This is a genomic window from Agrobacterium salinitolerans (assembly GCF_002008225.1).
Classification (GTDB): domain Bacteria; phylum Pseudomonadota; class Alphaproteobacteria; order Rhizobiales; family Rhizobiaceae; genus Agrobacterium; species Agrobacterium salinitolerans.
This window is the reverse complement of record NZ_MRDH01000039.1, coordinates 164,800-184,119: the sequence shown is the minus strand read 5'-3', so window position 1 is coordinate 184,119 and position 19,320 is coordinate 164,800. Positions and strand designations below refer to the sequence as shown.

The window sequence follows — 19,320 nt, the reverse complement described above, 5'->3', positions numbered from 1 at the left end:
TTTTACTGCAAATGCTCGAGAGCCAGCCGCTTCACCGCGTCGATATAGACTTGTCTTGCTTCCGGCGTTGAAAGATTGTGATCGGCATCGGGAATAATGGTCAGCGACACGTTCTTATAGGCCGCCAGTCCTTCGCCATTGGCGTCGAAGTAATATTGGAAGTGCTCCAGACCATCGTCGTTGTCGCTGTAGAGCAGATGAACGGCGGTATCATTCGCTTTCAATTTGTCGAATGCGCCATAGACGGCACGCCCTTCCTCGCTGCCCCTGCGGAACAGCCTCGCCGTTTTTGTCGAAAGCCTCTTGAACGTCGCCTTGACGATATTCAGCCCCGCACTTGCCACATCGACATCACCGCTGATGAGACGCCTGAATGTGGCACCCTGTCGAAAGCGCTGGCTGTATTCCCCGAAGGAACGCGGGCGTTTATGCAGAGCCTCATCCACCGAGCGGCCTTTGCGCCAATGGAAGACAACCGGATTGACCGCGACCACGGCGCCGATCCGCTCATCGGCGATTGCGCTGTTGAAGGCGAGATAAGCGCCGCTGCACCGGCCCGCCGCAATGAAAGGTCCCTTACCACGCTTGCCGAGAAAATCGAGTGCGGCGGCCACGTCGTCATTTTGCGCGGTATCGTAAAGAACCTGCTCGGGCACGTTTTTGACCGGAGGGCTGTCGGCAATATTGGCGGCGTCGAAGCGAAGAGATGCCACCCCCTCGCGCGCCAATGCACGGGCCATCTGCACCGAAAGCCTGCCCCAGCCCGCATGCCGGTCATAAGCGGCGCCAAGCAGAAGAACCGAAGAAACCACCTCCCGACCATCCGGCCCGCAAAAAACACCGAAAAGCCGCCCGCCTTCTCCAAATTGCACCGGCTGCTCGATAAAACCGCGCCCACGCTGCGGAGCATTGACGGTGAAATCCTCCTCGGGGGTCACCGCACTCTCGGCATGGGTCTGGGAGAGGATCCAAACGACGAGCCGGTTGACCACATCGTCGGATATTTTCGAGAGCGTGGGGCTGGAGACGAGATCGTCGTAACCTGAAAACTCCGCCTCCTCCACCGAACCGCCAATCGCAACGAGATGCCTGGCGAAATCGGCATCCGTTACGCGGCCTGGCCGGGAGAGCACCAGAATGGTGCGCGCCGGAGCAGCGGTCAGATTTGAAAGATTGGCCTTCCTGATCGCATCCGCAACACCGGCGGGCATGGCCATGCCGGCAATCGATCCCGCCTCCGCCATGCGTTGCGTAGGCAGAAGACCGAGGCCGTCATCGATCATGGAGGACCACATCGCCAACTCACGCAGATAGGCGCGGCCGGAAACGACCGGCGCCAGAAGCGCCATGGAACTCACAACGGGGACATCGGCAAACGCCTGCGCAGCGATAAGGCAGCCGAGGCCCTGAGCGACAACGACCACTTCGGCGCAGCCGGAAAGACGCTTCAGACAGTTGAGCGCCGCGCGCGCGTCGGAAATCCAGTCCGCTGCACGGCCCGCATCATCAGGATCGAAAGCGTCGCCCGCGCCCAAATAATCGAATCGCAGGCTGGCGACACCGCAAGCGGCCAACCGCTCCGCCAGCAGCCGTTGAAACTTGCGGCTGCACAGCTCCTCCATGCCCCACGGGCTGACGAAAAGAACGGCATGGCGCTGTCTGACGTCCTTGCGCGCCGGATGGAAAATCCCTGTAAGCCCATCAAAAGAGACCGGATGCGCAACCGCCCCATTCGAGGCAATGCCGGAAAGCGACAATGCATCAAGAGACGGATCGCTTGCTGTACGCTCTGAAATATCTATCGCCATCGACCTTGCCATCATTGCGCCAGTGTCTGGCTCAACCATTACGGGATCCTTATATCGAAACGTCTTACCGCCTGATCTACAATAAAAACAACAACATTAGAGAAGTCTAAAAATATAGTCGCATTTATATCCATTGCCGCCCACCCGTTGTAAAACCGAACGCCGGGATGGCGGGCTGGTCGCGACGGGGCCGCTATTTCGCTCGAAACCGCTTGAATATACTGATAAATAGCGAGTCCCATACCTATTTGCAGGAGGAGGTTGCGCCACCCAGCCGCAGGATCGTCTAGACACCGCGCAAACCAACACCCCGGGCCACGCCCGACAGGTCATAGAAGTTTTATATGGAACAAAGCCTTACGCGTTATATCTGGTCGCACACGAGGCGGCAGCAGCTTTTCATTCTGCTGGTCGTGGCTCTGTCGATGATTCCCTATTTCCTCGCCTTCGATCTGCCCAAGCAAATCGTCAACGGCCCAATTCAGGGGGATGGTTTCGAAGGGGCGAATGCGACGCAACTTTTCATGCATCTCACGGTCGATATTCCCTATTGGGGCACTGTGACATTATTCCCCGGGCTCGAACTCGACCGCATGTCGATGCTGATGGCGCTAAGCCTGACGTTTCTTGCGCTTGTTATCGTCAACGGGCTCTTCAAATATTACATCAACACATATAAGGGCCGCCTTGGCGAACGGCTTCTGCGACGTATCCGCTTCGAGCTCATAGACAAGATTTTGCGTTTCCCGCCCTCGCATTTCAAGCGGGTCAAGGGCGCTGAAATCTCCAGCATGGTGAAGGACGAGGTGGAGCCGCTCGGCGGCTTTACCGGCGACGCCTTCGTGCAGCCGGCCCTTCTCGGCGGCCAGGCGCTCTCTGCGCTCTTCTTCATTCTCGTGCAGAATTTCTGGCTGGGCCTGATCGCGGCTTTCATGGCGGCGATCCAGGTGGGTATCATTCCCAAAATGCGCCGCCGCCTCATCGAACTCGGCCGCCAGCGACAGCTGAGTGCGCGCCAGCTGGCCGGACGCATCGGCGAAATGGTCGATGGCATCGGCACGATCCATGCCTATGACACGTCAAATTACGAGCGTGCGGATGCCTCACACCGGCTCGGCGACATTTTCAAGATCCGTTACGATCTCTACCAGTGGAAGTTCCTGGTCAAATTCATCAACAACTTCCTCGCCCAGCTCACGCCCTTCTTCTTTTATGCGCTTGGCGGTTATCTGACCCTCAAAGGCAGCCTTGATGTCGGGCAGCTGGTCGCCGTCATCAATGCCTACAAGGAATTGCCAGGGCCCCTGAAAGAACTGATTGACTGGGATCAGGCGCGTCAGGACGTGCAGGTGAAATACGAGCAGGTCTTCGAGCAATTCGACGCCCCGAACATGATCGACGAAAAGGTGCAGAAACTGTCTCCCGGCGCAGTCGCGGCGATCACCGCCCCGATCGTCGTCGCCAATCTGACGCTCGAGGACGATAGCGGCAGCCGGCTTCTGGAACAGGCATCGCTGAAGGTCGAGCCGGGCGAGGTTATCGCCATCGTCGGCGGCTCAGGCGCCGAAGCGCTGGCGGATGCAATCGGCCGCACGCTCTGGCCGACCTCGGGCAAGATCAGCATCAACGACGTCGATATATTGGAACTGCCGGAATCGCTGACCGGAAGACGCATTTCCTATGTCTCCTCGGACAGCTATTTCTTCCACGCCAGCCTGAAGGACAATCTGCTTTACGGCCTCAAACACGCCCCCCTTGCGGACAAGAACTATGAGGGCGCCGCGTTGGAACACCGCAAGTGGGAAATCCGTGAAGCCAGGATGGCGGGCAATCTGCTGATCGATATCAACAGCGAATGGATCGACTACGCCTCAAGTCCTGCAGGTGATGGCAAGCCGGAGAATCTCATCCAGGCCATTCTGGCCGTCCTCGACAGCGTGGAACTGTCGCAGGATATTCTCGAATTTGCGCTGCGTTCGTCTATCGATCCTTTGACCGACCTGCATCTTGCCGCCCGCATGGTGGAACTCAGGCATGTCCTGCGCACCGAGCTGGAAAAGGAAAATCTGAGCGGTCTCATCGCACCTTTTGAACTGGAGAGCTATAACAGCGAGGCGACGGTCGGCGAAAACCTGCTGTTCGGCACCATGCGGGACTCCTCCCAGACAATCAGAACCGTCATCGAGAGCGACTATTTCCGTTCGCTGATGCGCGAAACCGGCCTCGTCAAAACCCTGTTCGAAATGGGCTACACGATTGCCGAGAACATCGTGGAAATCTTCGCCGACCTGCCGGGAGACCACCCCTTCTTCCAACAGCTCACCTTCATGACGCCAGACGACATTCCGGTCTATCAGCAGATGCTGCAACGACTTCAGGGAAAGGGTTTCGACGAGGCCAATGAAAGTGAAAAGCGCGCAATGTTGCGGTTGAGCTTTTTCTACATAGAACCTCGCCAGCGTTTCGGCCTGCTGTCACCGGAGATCATGGAGCGGATCGTCGAAGTCCGGCACATGTTCCACGAGAACCTGCCCGACAGCCTGAAAAACGTAATCGAAATCTACGATCCGACCAAATATATGAGCGCCACCAGCCTGCTGGACAATATTCTCTTCGGCAAGGTCAGTCACCGCTATACTGACGCCTCGCGGCGCATCACCCGCATTGTCGCAGATGTCATGCGCAAGCAGGGTGTCTATGAACGTGTGCTGGCCGTGGGGCTGGACTTTAACCTCGGCGCCGGCGGCAAGCGCCTTGGCCCGCTGCAACGCCAGAAACTCAACCTTGCCCGCGCATTGATCCGCAAATCCGATTATTACGTCTTCAACCGCCCCCTCCCCGGCCTCGACCCCCGACAGCAGGAAGAAATTGTCGAACGGGTCATCACACTCCTGAAACAGAACAACAATAACCCCTCGATCATGTGGGTTCTCTCGAATGCACATCTTTCACGCATGTTCGAGCGGGTGATCGTTGTTCACCAGGGCCTGATCACGGCTGACGGAAGTTACGAGACTCTCGCCGAGGAAAACGGTACATTCAAGGACATGGTCGCGACATAAATCCAAGAATGTGACCGAGGTGGAACAAGAACAGGGTAAGGCAATGCTGTTTAAAGACGAAATTCAGATGTTGAAGAGGGTCCCGTTTTTTTCGGAAATGGAACCGTCGAAACTCAAGCTGCTCGCATTCGCATCCGACCGGGTGTCCTATCACGCCGGGGATATACTCTTCCGCCAGGGAGATGTCGGCGATGCGGCCTATGTTCTCCTGACCGGAAAAGTGGATGTTCTGGTCGATTCTCCATCGGGCACACTGAAAGTAGCTGAAATGACCGGTAACGCCATTGTCGGCGAAATCGCCATCCTCTGCGACAGCGTCAGAACCGCAACCGTTCGCGCCTCCACCAATGTCGAGGCTCTGCGCATCGGAAAAGAGCAATTTTTCAAGCTCATGTCAGATTTCCCCGACATCACAATCAAGGTCATGCGCGTTCTGGCGGAACGCCTCACCCAGACGACGACCGAACTGACCAAAGCACGGGCGAGCGCCAAAACATAACCAACAATTCCTTGCTACCGTGAATGGCGATATTGGAAAAATAAATGTCGTACTATTGCAATATAAATGAAATGCTGACTGAATAAGGGGTAAAGGCAGCCGCTCCTACGAGGGCGGATAATAAGAATCTATAGAGACAACGGGCTTCATGGGAGGAAGCGTGCAAGATTCCGTTGTTATTGGGGTGTGCTATGGCGTTGGATTCCGACACAACACGTCGGGAAAGTAATAGAAATTTTCGGGTAAAGATCTGGGGTGCGCGGGGAACGCTTCCTGTTTCAGGTGAAAACTTCCGAAAATACGGCGGGAATACCATCTGCATTGAGGTGAGATGCGGCGATCACGTTCTTTTGTTCGATGCGGGTTCGGGCTTGCATCCTGCCGGCCTTGCTCTGCGGGCGGAAGGCATTACTGACGTCAACCTGTTTTTCTCGCATTGCCATTACGACCACATTGTCGGCTTCCCCTATTTCAAGCCCTTTTATAACAGCTCCAACGATGTCGCCATCTGGTCTGGTCACCTCGCTGGCACCATCACCACCCGGGAAATGCTCAAGGACTTCATGAGCCCGCCTTGGTTCCCCGTGCCGCTGGAAATTTGCTGCGCAAAAATCGACACGCGGGACTTCATGCCGGGTGACGTGCTCGATGTGCATCCCGGCCTTTCGATCAGGACCGGAATGCTCAATCATCCAGGCAACGCCATCGGATATCGGTTGGACTGGGAAGGAAAGTCCCTCGCCATCATCACCGATACCGAACATGAGCCGGGCAGCATCGACGAAACTGTGCTCGATCTGATCAGGGACGTCGATCTTTTCCTTTATGATGCCATGTTCACCGATGAGGAAATGGGCCTATACCGTGGTTACGGCCATTCCTCCTGGCAACAGGCGATCCGCCTCGCCAAGCTTGCAGGTGCAAAAAATGTCGGCTTCATCCATCACGCCCCAAGCCGCAGCGACGAAGAACTGGATAATATCGAAAAACAGGCGAAAGCCGAGTTCAGCGGTGCGTTCGCGGCCATGGACGGGCAGATCATAGTGCTTTGACGCAATCTGGCTCCGGCGAAGTCAACTTGCGAGACCGCCTTCTCGAAATCCTGATTTCAATATCCTATGCGACGCGAGCATTCGAACACGCACAATTGACCGTTCCCGATCGATTGCTCCACGATATTGCCACGAGACGGCCTGCAATAAGGGTGCCACCACTTACGACATGATGATTCTGCGCCGAATGACCACATGATGGGATTTGCATGATCCGTTTCTTTTCGGAGACCAATTTGAGACGCGCCCGGATTTTATCCGGCCTCATCATATTTGCTTTCGTATTTTCCCACCTTTTCAATCACTCCCTCGCACTCATCTCCATCGATACCGCCGAACGGGCGCGAAAATGGTTCAGCCTGATCTGGCTCAATCCCGTCAGCAGCCTGCTTTTTTACGGTTCGGTCGTGCTGCATGTCTGTCTTGTTCTACGCTCGCTTTATTTGCGCAGAACACTACGAATGCCGCTCCGCGAAGCACTTCAGGTCATCTTCGGTCTGTCTATCCCGTTCCTGATCATCGGCCACGCCGTCAATATCCGTGTGTCGCATATGCTTTATGGCATTGATGTCGGCTATTATTCGGTCATCCGCAGGCTGTGGATCAACAACCCAATACAGGGCGCCTGGCAAAGCCTCGCCTTGATCGTGATCTGGGTCCACGGATGCATTGGCCTCTATTTCTGGCTGCGTTATCGAGACTGGTATCCGCGAATAGCCGGGCTGTTCATGACGGTGGCCGTGATGCTGCCGCTTCTGGCGCTGCTGGGCTTCAGCGATGCCGGTCGATGGCTGGCGGAAATAGACAAAAAATACGCGCTTCCGCCCGGACTTGTCGACAATACGATTCAAAAGGACGAACTGCCACTGCAGCGGGAAATGGAAACACAGATCCGTTTCATCACCGGCACAGCGGAGACGCTGTTCGTCGGCGCGGTGATGCTGGTCTTCGCCATGCGTGGCGTACGCAGCTTTCGGCAACGATTGACGGCGATAGAAATCCGCTATGAACACGGCGCGCAGGCGCATGTGCCGGCTGGCCTCAGCATTCTGGAAGCGAGCCGCCTTGCCGGAATTCCGCATTATTCCGTCTGCGGCGGCAAAGGGCGCTGCTCAACCTGTCGTGTCAAGGTTCTGAACAGCAAAGGCCCGCTGCCGCCACCGGGAGACATTGAGCAAACCACATTGAGGCGCATCCATGCCGATTCCGATGTCCGGCTCGGCTGCCAGCTACGCCCCACCAGCGATATTGATATCGCGCTTCTCGTTTCGCCGCCCCAGCAGAGCGACCTGCCAGCCGATGCACAACCGGCCCGCCCCGGCCGGGAAGAAGAAATAGCCATACTCTTTTGCGATTTGCGCAACTTCACCACGCTTTCCGAAGCGAAGCTGCCCTATGATGTCGTCTTCCTTCTGAATCGCTATTTCACCATCGTCGGGCAGGCGGTAGAGCAGGCGGGAGGCCATCTCGACAAATTCATCGGCGATGGCGCCATGGCGCTTTTCGGACTTGGCGAGGACGCGGAACATGCCTGCCGCAAAGCCATGAAGGCGGCCGCAACCATATTGCGGGATATCGCAATCCTGAACGAGGGGCTGGAGAAACAATTCACCGTCCGCCTGGAAGTCGTCGTCGGAATTCATTCCGGTCCGAGCATCGTCGGCGTCATGGGATATGGCGCGGCCAAAACCCTCACGGCCATCGGCGATACCGTCAACGTGGCAAGCAGGCTCGAATCCAAGGCCAAGGAATTCGGCGCCGCCATCGTTGTTTCCGAACCGGCCATCATTCAGGCGGGACAGGAGATTGCCGATCTCAGAAGCGAAGAAATCGCCATCCGCGGCCGCAACTCGCAAATGAAGGTCTTCCTGCTCTCGAAAGAAGAGAGCGAGCGCTATTTATGAGATAGCCCAGACACGAGTGTCGGAGCGTCCAATCTCAAATCTTGCGATACAGAAAATAGCGGTCCGTCGGTACGCTTGCCGGCACCGGCAAAGGCTTCAGCATGGGATGATCCAGAGGCAAGCCGCTGACCGCAATGCCGCCTTTCGCCAGCATGCCCGCCGCAAGATCGGGCAACCATGTGAGGGTGACAGCATCCTTTTCCGGATAACCCGTGCCGATATCGGCATGCACGAACGCCGCTTCCTTGCCAATGAAAGCTGGAGCGGTTTGCGATATTTCACCGATCACCAGATCTTCCTGCACCGGAACGGAGGAAGCGTGCGCACCCATGGCCCTGTCGAAAGCGACAATGCGGCGGTTGGGAAACAGCTCCCGCAGATGGTTGAAAGTGCGCCCGTTGCCAAGGCCAATTTCCATAAGCGCGCCTTCACCCGGCAGATCAAGATCAGCTGCAACATGGTTGAGAATATCCCGCTGCGCGGTCAGCCGGCGGATGAAACTATCGAGTCTGCTCATATTATCAGGCCTTGATGATGTGTTTTGCAGCTATATCCCGACGCGCGAAAACATTTCGCGTGTCAATGATAAGCGGCGCCCATTCGCTTAGAGCGGCATAATCGACGTTGTCATGGTCGGTCGCAACGAGAACGGCGTCGAAAGCGCCGATCGCCTCCCTTTCCCACGGCACGGATTTCATGCCCATCAGATGGCTATACTCCCGGGTTTTCGGGATTTCTGCAACAAAGGGATCGAAGTAGGCCGCTTCGCCGCCACGCTCCTGAATAATCTCGATGAGCTTCAGCGAGGGGCTTTCGCGAATGTCAGGCACATTCTTTTTATAGGCGAGCCCGACGACCAGCACCTTCGAGCGGCTGAGCGCCTTGCCGGAATGAATATCGAGCGCCTCCGCGACCCGCCCGATGACATGACGCGGCATGCCGGTATTGATCTCTCCGGCCAGCTCGATGAATCGCGTCGGCAATTCATATTCACGCGATTTCCAGGTGAGATAGAACGGGTCGATCGGTATGCAATGGCCGCCGAGACCCGGACCGGGATAAAACGGCATGAAACCGAACGGCTTGGTCTTCGCCGCATCGATCACTTCCCATATGTCGATGCCCATTGCCTCGTAGACGACCTTGAGTTCGTTGACCAGCGCGATATTCACGGCCCGGAAGACGTTTTCGGTAATTTTTACCGCCTCGGCCGTGGCGTTTGTCGAGACGGGGACGATCTTTTTGACCACCGAACCGTAAAATGCCGCCATCAGCTTTCCGGCCGCCTCGCCATCGCCAGCGACAACCTTCGGAATGGTCGAGGTCTCGAAATCGCGATTGCCGGGATCTTCCCGTTCAGGTGAAAAGCCGATGAAGAAATCGACGCCGGAGACAAGCCCGGCACTTTCCAGAATGGTCTTTACCACCCCGTCAGTCGTACCGGGATAGGTGGTCGATTCCAGAACCACGAGCTGCCCCTTGCGCAGATGGGCGGCAATATCGCGGCAGGTCTTTTCGACATAAGAAAGGTCCGGCTCGCGATATTTCGTCAGGGGCGTGGGCACGCAGATGGCGATGACATCGCATTCGGCCAGCTTGGAGAAATCCGAGGTGGCGACAAAACCTTCATCCTGTCTCACACTCGCCAGAACCTCATCGGAAACGGCCTCGATATAGCTGCGGCCGGCCTCGATCGCGGTAATTTTGCCGGGATCGATATCGAAACCGACAACCTTGAAACCGCCCCTGGCGATCGTCATGGCAAGCGGCAGACCGACATAGCCGAGGCCGATCACCCCCGCTTTGGCGCTTTTGTTTTCAATACTGGAAAGCAGGTTCCGGGAGATGTCTGGGGAAGTCAAAGCGTGTCACGCTCCGCGCATGTGCAAAAGATGCCTCTCAGTTGGGCAAGAATGACGGACCTGTCAAGGCTCGGGCCTTTCAAATTCCGGTTGACGCGCGAGCCGCCGGCAACGCACAACCTTCGCCATGAAGATCGCCTTTTATGCGCCGCTCAAATCTCCCAACCATCCGGTTCCCTCCGGCGACCGGCTGATGGCTCGCCTGTTGATGAAAGCGATGACGATTGGCGGTCACGATGTTTCCGTTGCCTCGGAATTGCGCAGTTTTCTGAAACAGGCGGATGCCCCGGCAAGAGTCTTGCTCGCCGATGAGGCCGAGCGGGAAATCGAGGTCATCACGCGACGCTGGGAGCGGGAGGGCGTGCCGGATCTCTGGTTTTGTTACCACCCCTATTACAAGGCACCGGACTTGCTTGGACCGGAACTGGGCAGACGTTTCAGCATCCCCTATGTCACTGCCGAAGCGTCCTACTCGCCGAAGCGAAATGGGATGGGATGGCAGGCGGTCCAGGATGGGTTGCTGGCCGCATGGAACGCCGCCGCCATCAATATCTGCTTCACCGTACGGGATCGTGAAGGCCTCTTGCGGGCCTCGCCCGCCCTTCGCTGGGCCATGCTGCCACCTTTCATCGATGCCGAGGCCTTTCTCAGAAACTCACCCCAGCCGACACCTGCAAGGCTCATCACCGTCGCCATGATGCGGGCGGGTGACAAGCTCGACAGCTACCGCGCCCTTTCCGAAGCGCTCGCCCTGTTGCCGCAGGATCTCGACTGGACGCTGGATATCGTCGGCGACGGACCGGAACGCACGGCCGTGCAGGCCATATTCAGCGCGTTTCCCAATCGCCGTCTCGTCTGGCACGGGGAAAAAACCGCGACCGAGATCGCCATGCTTCTTTCAAAAGCCTCTCTCTATGTCTGGCCGGGCCATGGCGAGGCCTATGGTCTCGCCTATCTCGAGGCGCAGGCTGCCGGCCTGCCCGTTGTGGCCGAAGAAGTGGCTGGCGTCCCCGAAGTGGTAAAATCCGGCGCCACAGGATTACTGACACCAGAAAATGATAGAGCCGCCTATGCCGACGCGATTAAAACCCTGCTCGGCGACGACACACAGCGCAAAGAACTGGCGCAGGCGGCCCGGCAGTTCGTCAGGAATGAACGGTCTCTGGAAACCGCCGCAAAAGAACTGAACCATATACTGCTGCAAGCAAAGGCGCGAACATCATGAGTCTGGAAAAACTCGTTGCGGCACTCGACGAATGCGGGCGGCGCGGCATATCCGCCGATCTCTGGCTCCGCGACGACGATGCGGTGGAGCCGACGCCTGCGCTCGACACGTTGCTCGATCTTTGCGGCGGCTTTTCCGCTCCGGTCACGCTCGCGGTCATCCCCGAGATGACGACCGATAAGCTCGCACGGCATCTGGATGTGTCGGACATTGCCCAGGTCGCCGTGCATGGCTGGTCCCATACGAATTATGCCAGCGAGAAGGAAAAGAAACAGGAACTCGGATCGCATCGCGATCCCGCTGTCGTTCTCGATGAATTGCAATCCGGCCTGGATAAACTCCACGACCTGCATGGCGGGCGTTTGGTGCCGATGCTCGTGCCGCCGTGGAACCGCATAGATCCCGGTATCGTGAAGGCACTCGCGGGCCTCGGATATCGCGCCCTATCCGTTTTCGGGCCGGAGAAAAGCACCTTGCCGCCCTGCCTGAACACCCATGTCGATGTGATCGACTGGCACGGCAGCCGCGGTGGCCGCGACGACGACGTGCTCTTTGCGGAAACCGCCGCCCGCATCCTGATGACCGCCGAAAACGGCGGCACGACCGGCATCCTCACCCACCATCTCGTCCATGATGACAATGTCTGGCGCTTTCTGAGACGGTTTTTCAAGGTGACCACCGATCATCCCGCCGCCCGCTGGCGCTCTTCAAGAGACCTCATCGACGAAATCTCACCATGATTTCCAGGCAATCAGCAACCCGCTCGCCTCGGTAGAAAGTTCCCGCCTGACCGCTTCCACCGCCTCAAAAGGCGCGCGATCGGGAAGGGACGCGGCAACGAACCCCGCCGGCGCGAGGCTGATGCTCCCTGCCCGGGCGATGACGGTGAAGATCAAGGGGCCGGTCGACCACCAGGCGGGCGCGCGCGGCAGGTCTTCGATAATTCCGGGGAAGGCTTCCAGCATCCTGCTGAAAACAGGATGTCCGGCAGGCGCTGCTATGAAGGAATTGGCAAGCAGCATGCTACCCTGCCCCGTGTCCCGCGGGGTTTTTTCGTCAAACGCCGTCAGCCCCGTCAGAGGCAGGAATGTATCGAAACTCGCGTCGTCCCGTGCCGGATACCAGTCGCAATCGAGATAGATTCCGCCAAACCGCTCCAGCAGCATATAACGGGCCACATCCACCGCGCCCGGATAATCGCCCTTTTCCAGCATGATTTTGAAGACGCCGTTGGAAAACACGCCTTGCCGCTCAAGATCGGCCTCCCGCCAGAGCCGATAGCCGTAACCGTGGTTCGAAGCGTGGGCGGCCCATGCCTCAACCGACACTGGCGGAGCTTTCTCCCCGATCCATATCTGGTGGATGAGCCTTGGCACATCTTCACGGCTTTTGACACTGATCGCGCGACGGTCTTGCGTGGAAAACCGCACATATTTCTCCAGCACCTGCGGCGGTGGAACCAGCGTATATTGATAACCGATCTTGGCGATCACATCGCCCTCGGCTTTGGCGAGGCGCAGCCTCGCCGCATGCAAGCGGCGCGGCAGGCCGAGCACCGTCCGCTCACCCATCAGGTGGCTGTCCTTTGCTGCAACCAGTGATAAGAGAAGCGCATTGGCTTCTACATACTGGCCGCCATTTTGCAACTGCCGGGCTTTATCCAGCTGGGCGTCGTAATATTTCTTGTCGGACATGGACCCTCATCCAGAAACGCACGTTAACATATCGCCAAACAAAAGGCGTCAGGCAAGCCGTCGTGTTTCGGAAGCCGGCTTCGAATTTGCTAAACAATTCGATGTTTCAGAGGCATAGACAGACAACAAACCCTGCGATAACGTTGATTTAAGCCCTCCTAAGCAAATTGTCACAACGCAACGATAAAGAGACGGCAAGGAACCCTTTGGCATGAGCGCAGGCGCAGATTTGCTCCGTATTGAAAATCTGCAGGTCTCGTTTTCTCTCATGGGCGGCACCATCAATGCCGTCAGGGGCACAAGCCTTCGCATTCTTCCGGGGAAAGTCACAGCGCTCGTCGGCGAGTCCGGTTCGGGAAAATCCGTCATCGGCCAGACCATCATGGGCATCCATCCCAAGACGGCGCGTGTGAATGGACGCGTGCTATTCACCGATCCGGAAAATGCCGCGGCCGGCCCTGTCGATCTGCTGCAACTGCCGAAGGACGGCCGAGAAATCCGTTCGATACGCGGAAATCGCATCGGCCTGATCTTTCAGGAGCCGATGACATCTTTTTCGCCGCTGCACACCATCGGCAACCAGATCGACGAGGCGCTCAGGATTCACAGCATCCTGTCACCGGCCGAACGCGCGGAAAAAATGCATGAAACGCTCGACCTTGTGGGGTTTTCCAACCCCAAGAAGGTCGTGAACATGTATCCCTTCGAGCTGTCGGGCGGCATGCGCCAGCGCGCCATGATCGCCATGGCGCTGATCTGTCGTCCCGCACTTCTGATCGCCGACGAGCCGACAACGGCGCTGGATGTGACGATACAGGCACAAATCCTCAAGCTGCTGCGCGATCTCCAGAGCCGGCTGAACATGAGCATGCTGCTCATCACCCACGATCTTGGTGTAGTCGCCAACATCGCCGACGAGGTCGCCGTGATCTATCAGGGCGAGATCATGGAAGCCGGCACCGTCGATGACATTTTCAAGGCGCCGGCCCACCCCTATCTCAAGGGGCTGATGGCCGCCGTACCGCATTTCGACATGAAGCCCGGCGAAAGGCTGAAGGCGCTGCGCGAAATCAACATCGACCACGAAAGCCTCGTCGGCAAGAAGACGGCCGCGTTCAATAAAACTCCCGGCCCCCTCCTTACCGTGAACAATATCAGCAAGACCTTCACTACCCGGAAATCGAGCTGGTTCAGCAAAGGCGCCGCCAACGCCACCAAGGCTGTCGACAGCGTCAGCTTCGAAATCCGACGTGGCGAATGCCTCGGACTGGTCGGCGAAAGCGGCAGCGGCAAAACCACAGTCAGCAAAATCCTCATGCGCGCCGTACGCCCGGATGAGGGTTCGGTGACCTTTCACCGGCCTGAAGGCGACATCGATGTCCTCAATGCCAGGGATGGAGACCTGAAAGAGCTGCGGTCGAAGATACAGATGGTCTTTCAGGACCCGATATCCTCGCTGTCTCCGCGCATGACCGTGGGCAACATCCTGAGCGAACCCCTGGAAATCCATGGGCGGGGTGACGCGAAATACCGCGCGGAGAAAGTTCGCGGTCTCGTCAGGGCCATCGGGCTTGGAGAAAGTGCACTCAACCGTTATCCCCACAGTTTCTCGGGCGGACAGAGGCAGCGTATCGGCATCGCCAGGGCATTGGCGCTCGGCCCCGAACTTCTCATCTGCGACGAACCCGTTTCCGCCCTCGATGTCTCCGTACAGGCGCAAATCCTCAATCTTCTTAAGGATTTGCAGCAGGATCTCGGGCTGACCTATCTCTTCATTTCGCACAATCTCGCGGTGGTGGACTATATGGCCGACCGCGTGGCCGTGATGTGCGAAGGCCGTATCGTGGAACTGGCGCCGCGCGAAATCCTGATGCGCTCTCCGGTTCATCCCTATACCAAATCCCTGCTGGCGGCCGTGCCTTTCCCCGATCTCGACCGCCCGCTCGATTTCCGCACCATCGGCAAGATCAGCGCGACGGGCAAATTCGACTGGGGTAAACAGTTTCGTGACGAGGGTGATGGCGACATGATTTCCGCCGATCTCGGCGAAGGCCATTTCGTCCTTGCAAACGGCAATGCCGATATCCGGGAGCTTCGCCCTTGATCACGCGTCGCACCACCCTTGCCCTCTTGGCTTCCGTCTTCCTGCCGGCCTATGCGCGGGCCGCCTACACCGACCCCAGCTATTTCAAGGAAAAACGGGAAAAGGGTGAATTGCCCGACGTGGCCGAGCGCCTGCCGAAAAACCCGCGTGTCATTGACATGAAAGCGCTTGGCCGCGAGCCGGGAAAACATGGCGGCTCGGTGCGTATGCTCATTGGCGGCCAGCGCGACATTCGCCTGATGCCGATCAGCAGCTATGCCCGTCTTGTCGGTTATGACGAAAAATTCGAGCTGCATCCGGATATCCTCGAAAGTTACGAGGTTCAGGAAGAACGCATCTTCACCTTCAAGCTGCGCGAGGGCCACAAATGGTCCGACGGCAGCGATTTCACCTCCGAGGATTTCCGCTATTTCTGGGAGGACGTCGCCCTCAACAGGGAAATCCACAAGGGCGGCCCGCCGATCGAACTTCTGGTCAACGAGAAGCCGCCGCTTATCGAAGTCATCGACCGGCAGACGGTGCGCTACACCTGGGATGGCCCCAATCCGGATTTTCTGGCGAAACTCGCAGCGGCCTCACCGGCGCGGCTGTTCCTGCCCGCCGCCTATATGAAACAGTTCCACATCAAATATCAGACGGCGGAAAAGCTCGCCAAGCTGATCAAGAAAAACAAGACGGATGACTGGAGCGGGCTGCATATCAAGATGTCGCGGCAGGTGCGGCCCGAAAATCCCGATCTGCCGACCCTGGATGCTTGGCGCAACACCACCGCGCCGCCCTCTGAGCAGTTCGTGTTCGAACGCAACCCCTATTATCACCGGGTCGACGAAAACGGCCTGCAGCTGCCCTATCTCGACCGTTTCCTGCTCAACGTCACCTCCTCCGATATCATCTCGGCCAAGACGGCATCGGGCGATAGCGACCTGCAATATTTCGGCCTCGATTTCGCCGATTACACCTTCCTGAAGGATGCCGAAAAGCGCTTTCCCCTGAAGGTAAACCTCTACAAGCGCTCTCAGGGCTCACGCATCGCGCTTTTGCCCAATCTCAATTGCGCCGACGCGGTCTGGCGCAGCGCTTTTCAGGATGTGCGCGTGCGCCGGGCGCTGTCGCTCGCGATCAACCGGCACGAAATCAACATGGTCTGCTTTTACGGGCTGGCAAAGGAAAGTGCCGATACCGTGCTCCCGGAAAGCTCGCTTTACCGGCAGGAATTTGCCGATGCCTGGAGCGCATTTGACCGCGCAACCGCCAACCGGCTGCTTGATGAAGCCGGTCTCGACAAGCGCGATGACGCGGGCTTGCGCCTTCTGCCCGATGGCCGCCCGGCTTACATCATCGTCGAGACGACAGGCGAAAGCACGCTCGAAACCGACGTGATGGAACTGGTGACGGATCACTGGCGACATATCGGTATTGCGGTTTCCGTCCGCCCCACCCAGCGCGATGTCTTCCGCAAGCGCGCCATGGGCGGCGAAGTGCTGATGTCCGTTTGGATGGGCATGGACAACGGTGTTCCGACACCAGACATGCTGCCTTCCGGCCTCGCCCCCACCGGCGATGACCAGCTGCAATGGCCGGTCTGGGGTGTGCATTATCTTTCGGGCGGCCGCGAGGGCAAGGAGCCCGATCTGCCGGAGGCGGCGCACCTGCTCGATCTGCTGAAAAAATGGCGCAGAAGCGTCACCGAGGAAGAGCGCGAGGCCATCTGGCTGGAAATGCTGGAGATTTATACGCAGCAGGTATTTTCCATCGGCATCGTCAACGGCGCGCTGCAACCCGTCGTTCACGTCAAACGCATGCGAAACGTGCCGGAAAAAGCGCTTTTCGGTTACGAGCCCACATCCTATCTCGGCGTCTATATGCCGGATAGCTTCTGGTACGACGGAGACGCCTGATATGCTGCGGTATATTTTAAAGCGCGTCCTCGTCATGATCCCCACGCTAATCCTGATCTCGATGCTGGTTTTCACCATCATCGAGCTGCCGCCGGGCGATTATTTCGAAAGCTATGTCGCCGAGCTACGCGCCATGGGCGAAACGGCAAACCTTGCCGAAATCGAGGAGCTGCGCACCCGTTACGGTTTCGACCAGCCAGCCCCGATCCGTTATTTCCGCTGGGCAACCGGAATGCTGGTCGGCGATTTCGGTTATTCCTTCGAATATCAGCTGCCGGTCAGCGATGTGGTGGGAGACCGCCTGTGGCTGACGGTGCTCGTCTCCTTCGTCACCATCATCGTCACCTGGCTTATCGCCTTCCCGATCGGCATCTACTCCGCCACGCATAAATATAGCTGGGGCGATTATGGCCTCACCTTCCTCGGCCTGCTCGGCATCGCCATTCCCAACTTCATGCTGGCGCTGATCCTGATGTATTTCGCCAATATCTGGTTCGGCATCTCCATCGGCCATCTGATGGACCGGGAATATCTGAACCAGGCGATGAGCTGGGCGAAGTTCAAATCGATCCTCGAACATATCTGGATTCCCGTCCTCATCATCGGAACGGCGGGCACCGCCGGCATGATTCGCCGCCTGCGCGCCAATCTGCTCGACGAATTGCAGAAACAATATGTGGTCACCGCCCGCGCCAAGGGGCTGCACCCCTTCAAGGTGCTGACCAAATATCCGCTGCGCATGGCGCTGAATTTCTTCATCTCAGATATCGGTTCGATCCTGCCCGCTATCATATCAGGCGCGGAAATCACCGCTGTCGTCCTATCACTCGAAACCACTGGCCCCATGCTCATCAGGGCGTTGCAGAGCCAGGATATGTATCTGGCCGGTTCGTTCCTGATGTTCCTGGCATTCCTGACGGTGATCGGCGTTCTGGTGTCGGATATTGCCCTTGCCATACTCGACCCGAGAATCCGCTTCGGAGGTGGTAACGTCAAATGACTTCATCCATTCCGAAACCCGGCGAAACGCTGCCCCATTACGTCTCGACCGCACCCTTCGATCCTTCGCTGATCGAACCCAACACATCTGGAATGGCCGCCTTCAGCAAGGCCTCGCAGCTGCGCCTCATGTGGTGGCAGTTCCGTCAGCACAAGATCGCCGTGTGGTCCGGCGTCTTTCTGGTGGTGCTTTATCTTTCGATCCTGATCTGCGAGTTTCTGGCGCCCTATAATCTCCACACCCGCAATATTGAAAATATCTACGCCCCTCCGCAGGCCATTCACCTGTTCAATGATGGAAAATTTGTCGGCCCCTTCGTTTACGGCCGGGAAATGACGCTCGACATGGACAATCTGAGACGGATCTATCGGGATGTCCCGACGGATATCCAGCCGCTGCGTTTCTTCTGCAAAGGCGATACCTATCGCTTCTGGGGCATGTTCGAGGGCAGAACCCATCTCGTCTGCCCAGCGGAGGGTGGTGAATTGTTCCTGCTCGGCACGGATCGTCTCGGGCGTGACGTGCTGTCGCGCATCATCTATGGTGCGCGCATTTCGCTGACCATCGGCCTTCTCGGCGTCGCCATGAGCTTCGTTCTCGGCATTGTGATCGGCGGTCTGGCGGGCTATCGCGGCGGCACGTTTGACCTGATCGTCCAGCGCATCATCGAAGTGCTGCAATCCATTCCCAGCATTCCGCTGTGGCTGGCGCTCGCCGCAATCATGCCGGTGACCTGGAGCCCGATCCTTGTCTATCTCGGCATCACCATCATTCTCGGCATGCTGGACTGGACGGGCCTTGCACGCGCCGTGCGCTCGAAACTTCTGGCGCTTCGCGAAGAAGACTATGTTTTGTCTGCACAATTAATGGGTGCCGGCACGCCGCGCATTATCGGCAGACACCTTATTCCCGGCTTCATGTCACACTTGATCGCATCGGCCACTCTGACGATACCCGGCATGATTCTCGGCGAGACCGCCCTGAGCTTCCTCGGCCTCGGTCTCAGACCACCGATCACAAGTTGGGGAATTCTGCTCACGGAGGCGCGCAGCGTCAGCGTCATTGCGCTATATCCATGGCTTCTCATCCCGACGATCCCGGTCGTTCTCGTCATTCTGGCCTTTAATTTCTTCGGTGACGGACTACGTGATGCTGCGGATCCCTTCAGATAAAATGGAACACCCTTTGATAAACTGCCCTTCCGCCATCGCC

14 protein-coding genes are annotated in these 19,320 nt (G+C 57.7%); 10 read left to right on the top strand and 4 right to left on the bottom strand.

The features are described 5' to 3' along the window. Positions 1 to 2: 2 nt before the first annotated feature. A complete protein-coding gene (locus BS627_RS23585) occupies positions 3 to 1,808 on the bottom strand; it encodes a serine aminopeptidase domain-containing protein (protein ID WP_173990336.1) in 1,806 nt (601 codons plus the stop codon). Between the two features lie 344 nt (positions 1,809 to 2,152). Between BS627_RS23585 and BS627_RS23580 the strand changes: the two genes are divergently transcribed. The 4 genes from BS627_RS23580 to BS627_RS23565 all read left to right on the top strand — a co-directional run bounded on the left by BS627_RS23580 (position 2,153) and on the right by BS627_RS23565 (position 8,325). After that, the gene (locus tag BS627_RS23580) at positions 2,153 to 4,870 is read left to right on the top strand and encodes an ABC transporter ATP-binding protein (RefSeq protein WP_077985555.1); all 2,718 of its coding nucleotides are present in this window, start codon (positions 2,153 to 2,155) and stop codon (positions 4,868 to 4,870) included. Between the two features lie 43 nt (positions 4,871 to 4,913). Then, a complete protein-coding gene (locus BS627_RS23575) occupies positions 4,914 to 5,369 on the top strand; it encodes a cyclic nucleotide-binding domain-containing protein (RefSeq protein WP_077985597.1) in 456 nt (151 codons plus the stop codon). A gap of 191 nt (positions 5,370 to 5,560) precedes the next feature. Then, complete coding sequence (locus tag BS627_RS23570; RefSeq protein WP_077985554.1) at positions 5,561 to 6,421, top strand: MBL fold metallo-hydrolase; 861 nt, start codon at positions 5,561 to 5,563, stop codon at positions 6,419 to 6,421. Between the two features lie 209 nt (positions 6,422 to 6,630). Continuing rightward, positions 6,631 to 8,325, top strand: coding sequence for an adenylate/guanylate cyclase domain-containing protein (locus BS627_RS23565; RefSeq protein ID WP_077985553.1), 1,695 nt, complete (start codon positions 6,631 to 6,633; stop codon positions 8,323 to 8,325). Between the two features lie 34 nt (positions 8,326 to 8,359). On the opposite strand, the gene BS627_RS23560 is transcribed toward BS627_RS23565, so the two are convergent. Beyond that, positions 8,360 to 8,842, bottom strand: coding sequence for a class I SAM-dependent methyltransferase (locus BS627_RS23560; protein WP_077985552.1), 483 nt, complete (start codon positions 8,840 to 8,842; stop codon positions 8,360 to 8,362). A gap of 4 nt (positions 8,843 to 8,846) precedes the next feature. Continuing rightward, positions 8,847 to 10,187, bottom strand: a complete 1,341-nt coding sequence (locus BS627_RS23555; protein WP_165691376.1) for a nucleotide sugar dehydrogenase — start codon at positions 10,185 to 10,187, stop codon at positions 8,847 to 8,849. 127 nt (positions 10,188 to 10,314) lie between these two features. Between BS627_RS23555 and BS627_RS23550 the strand changes: the two genes are divergently transcribed. Then, a complete protein-coding gene (locus BS627_RS23550; RefSeq protein ID WP_077985551.1) occupies positions 10,315 to 11,412 on the top strand; it encodes a glycosyltransferase family 4 protein in 1,098 nt (365 codons plus the stop codon). Next, a complete protein-coding gene (locus BS627_RS23545) occupies positions 11,409 to 12,152 on the top strand; it encodes a polysaccharide deacetylase family protein (RefSeq protein WP_077985550.1) in 744 nt (247 codons plus the stop codon). Before BS627_RS23550 ends, BS627_RS23545 begins: the two co-directional genes overlap by 4 nt. On the opposite strand, the gene BS627_RS23540 is transcribed toward BS627_RS23545, so the two are convergent. Then, positions 12,144 to 13,106: a glycosyltransferase family 32 protein gene (locus BS627_RS23540; RefSeq protein ID WP_165691375.1), complete on the bottom strand. Its 963-nt coding sequence runs from the start codon at positions 13,104 to 13,106 to the stop codon at positions 12,144 to 12,146. The two genes, BS627_RS23545 and BS627_RS23540, sit on opposite strands and share 9 nt — an antisense overlap. Positions 13,107 to 13,317: 211 nt before the next feature. Here BS627_RS23540 and BS627_RS23535 point away from each other — a divergent pair, with 211 nt between their 5' ends. The 4 genes from BS627_RS23535 to BS627_RS23520 are packed head-to-tail and all read left to right on the top strand — an operon-like array spanning position 13,318 to position 19,280. After that, positions 13,318 to 15,210: an ABC transporter ATP-binding protein gene (locus BS627_RS23535; RefSeq protein ID WP_077985549.1), complete on the top strand. Its 1,893-nt coding sequence runs from the start codon at positions 13,318 to 13,320 to the stop codon at positions 15,208 to 15,210. Further along, positions 15,207 to 17,108, top strand: coding sequence for an ABC transporter substrate-binding protein (locus tag BS627_RS23530; protein WP_077985548.1), 1,902 nt, complete (start codon positions 15,207 to 15,209; stop codon positions 17,106 to 17,108). Before BS627_RS23535 ends, BS627_RS23530 begins: the two co-directional genes overlap by 4 nt. Position 17,109: 1 nt before the next feature. Continuing rightward, on the top strand, positions 17,110 to 18,108 hold the full coding sequence (locus BS627_RS23525) for an ABC transporter permease (RefSeq protein ID WP_077985547.1): 999 nt from the start codon (positions 17,110 to 17,112) through the stop codon (positions 18,106 to 18,108). Further along, the gene (locus tag BS627_RS23520) at positions 18,105 to 19,280 is read left to right on the top strand and encodes an ABC transporter permease (RefSeq protein WP_077985546.1); all 1,176 of its coding nucleotides are present in this window, start codon (positions 18,105 to 18,107) and stop codon (positions 19,278 to 19,280) included. The genes BS627_RS23525 and BS627_RS23520 overlap by 4 nt, the downstream gene beginning before the upstream one ends. Positions 19,281 to 19,320: the final 40 nt, after the last annotated feature.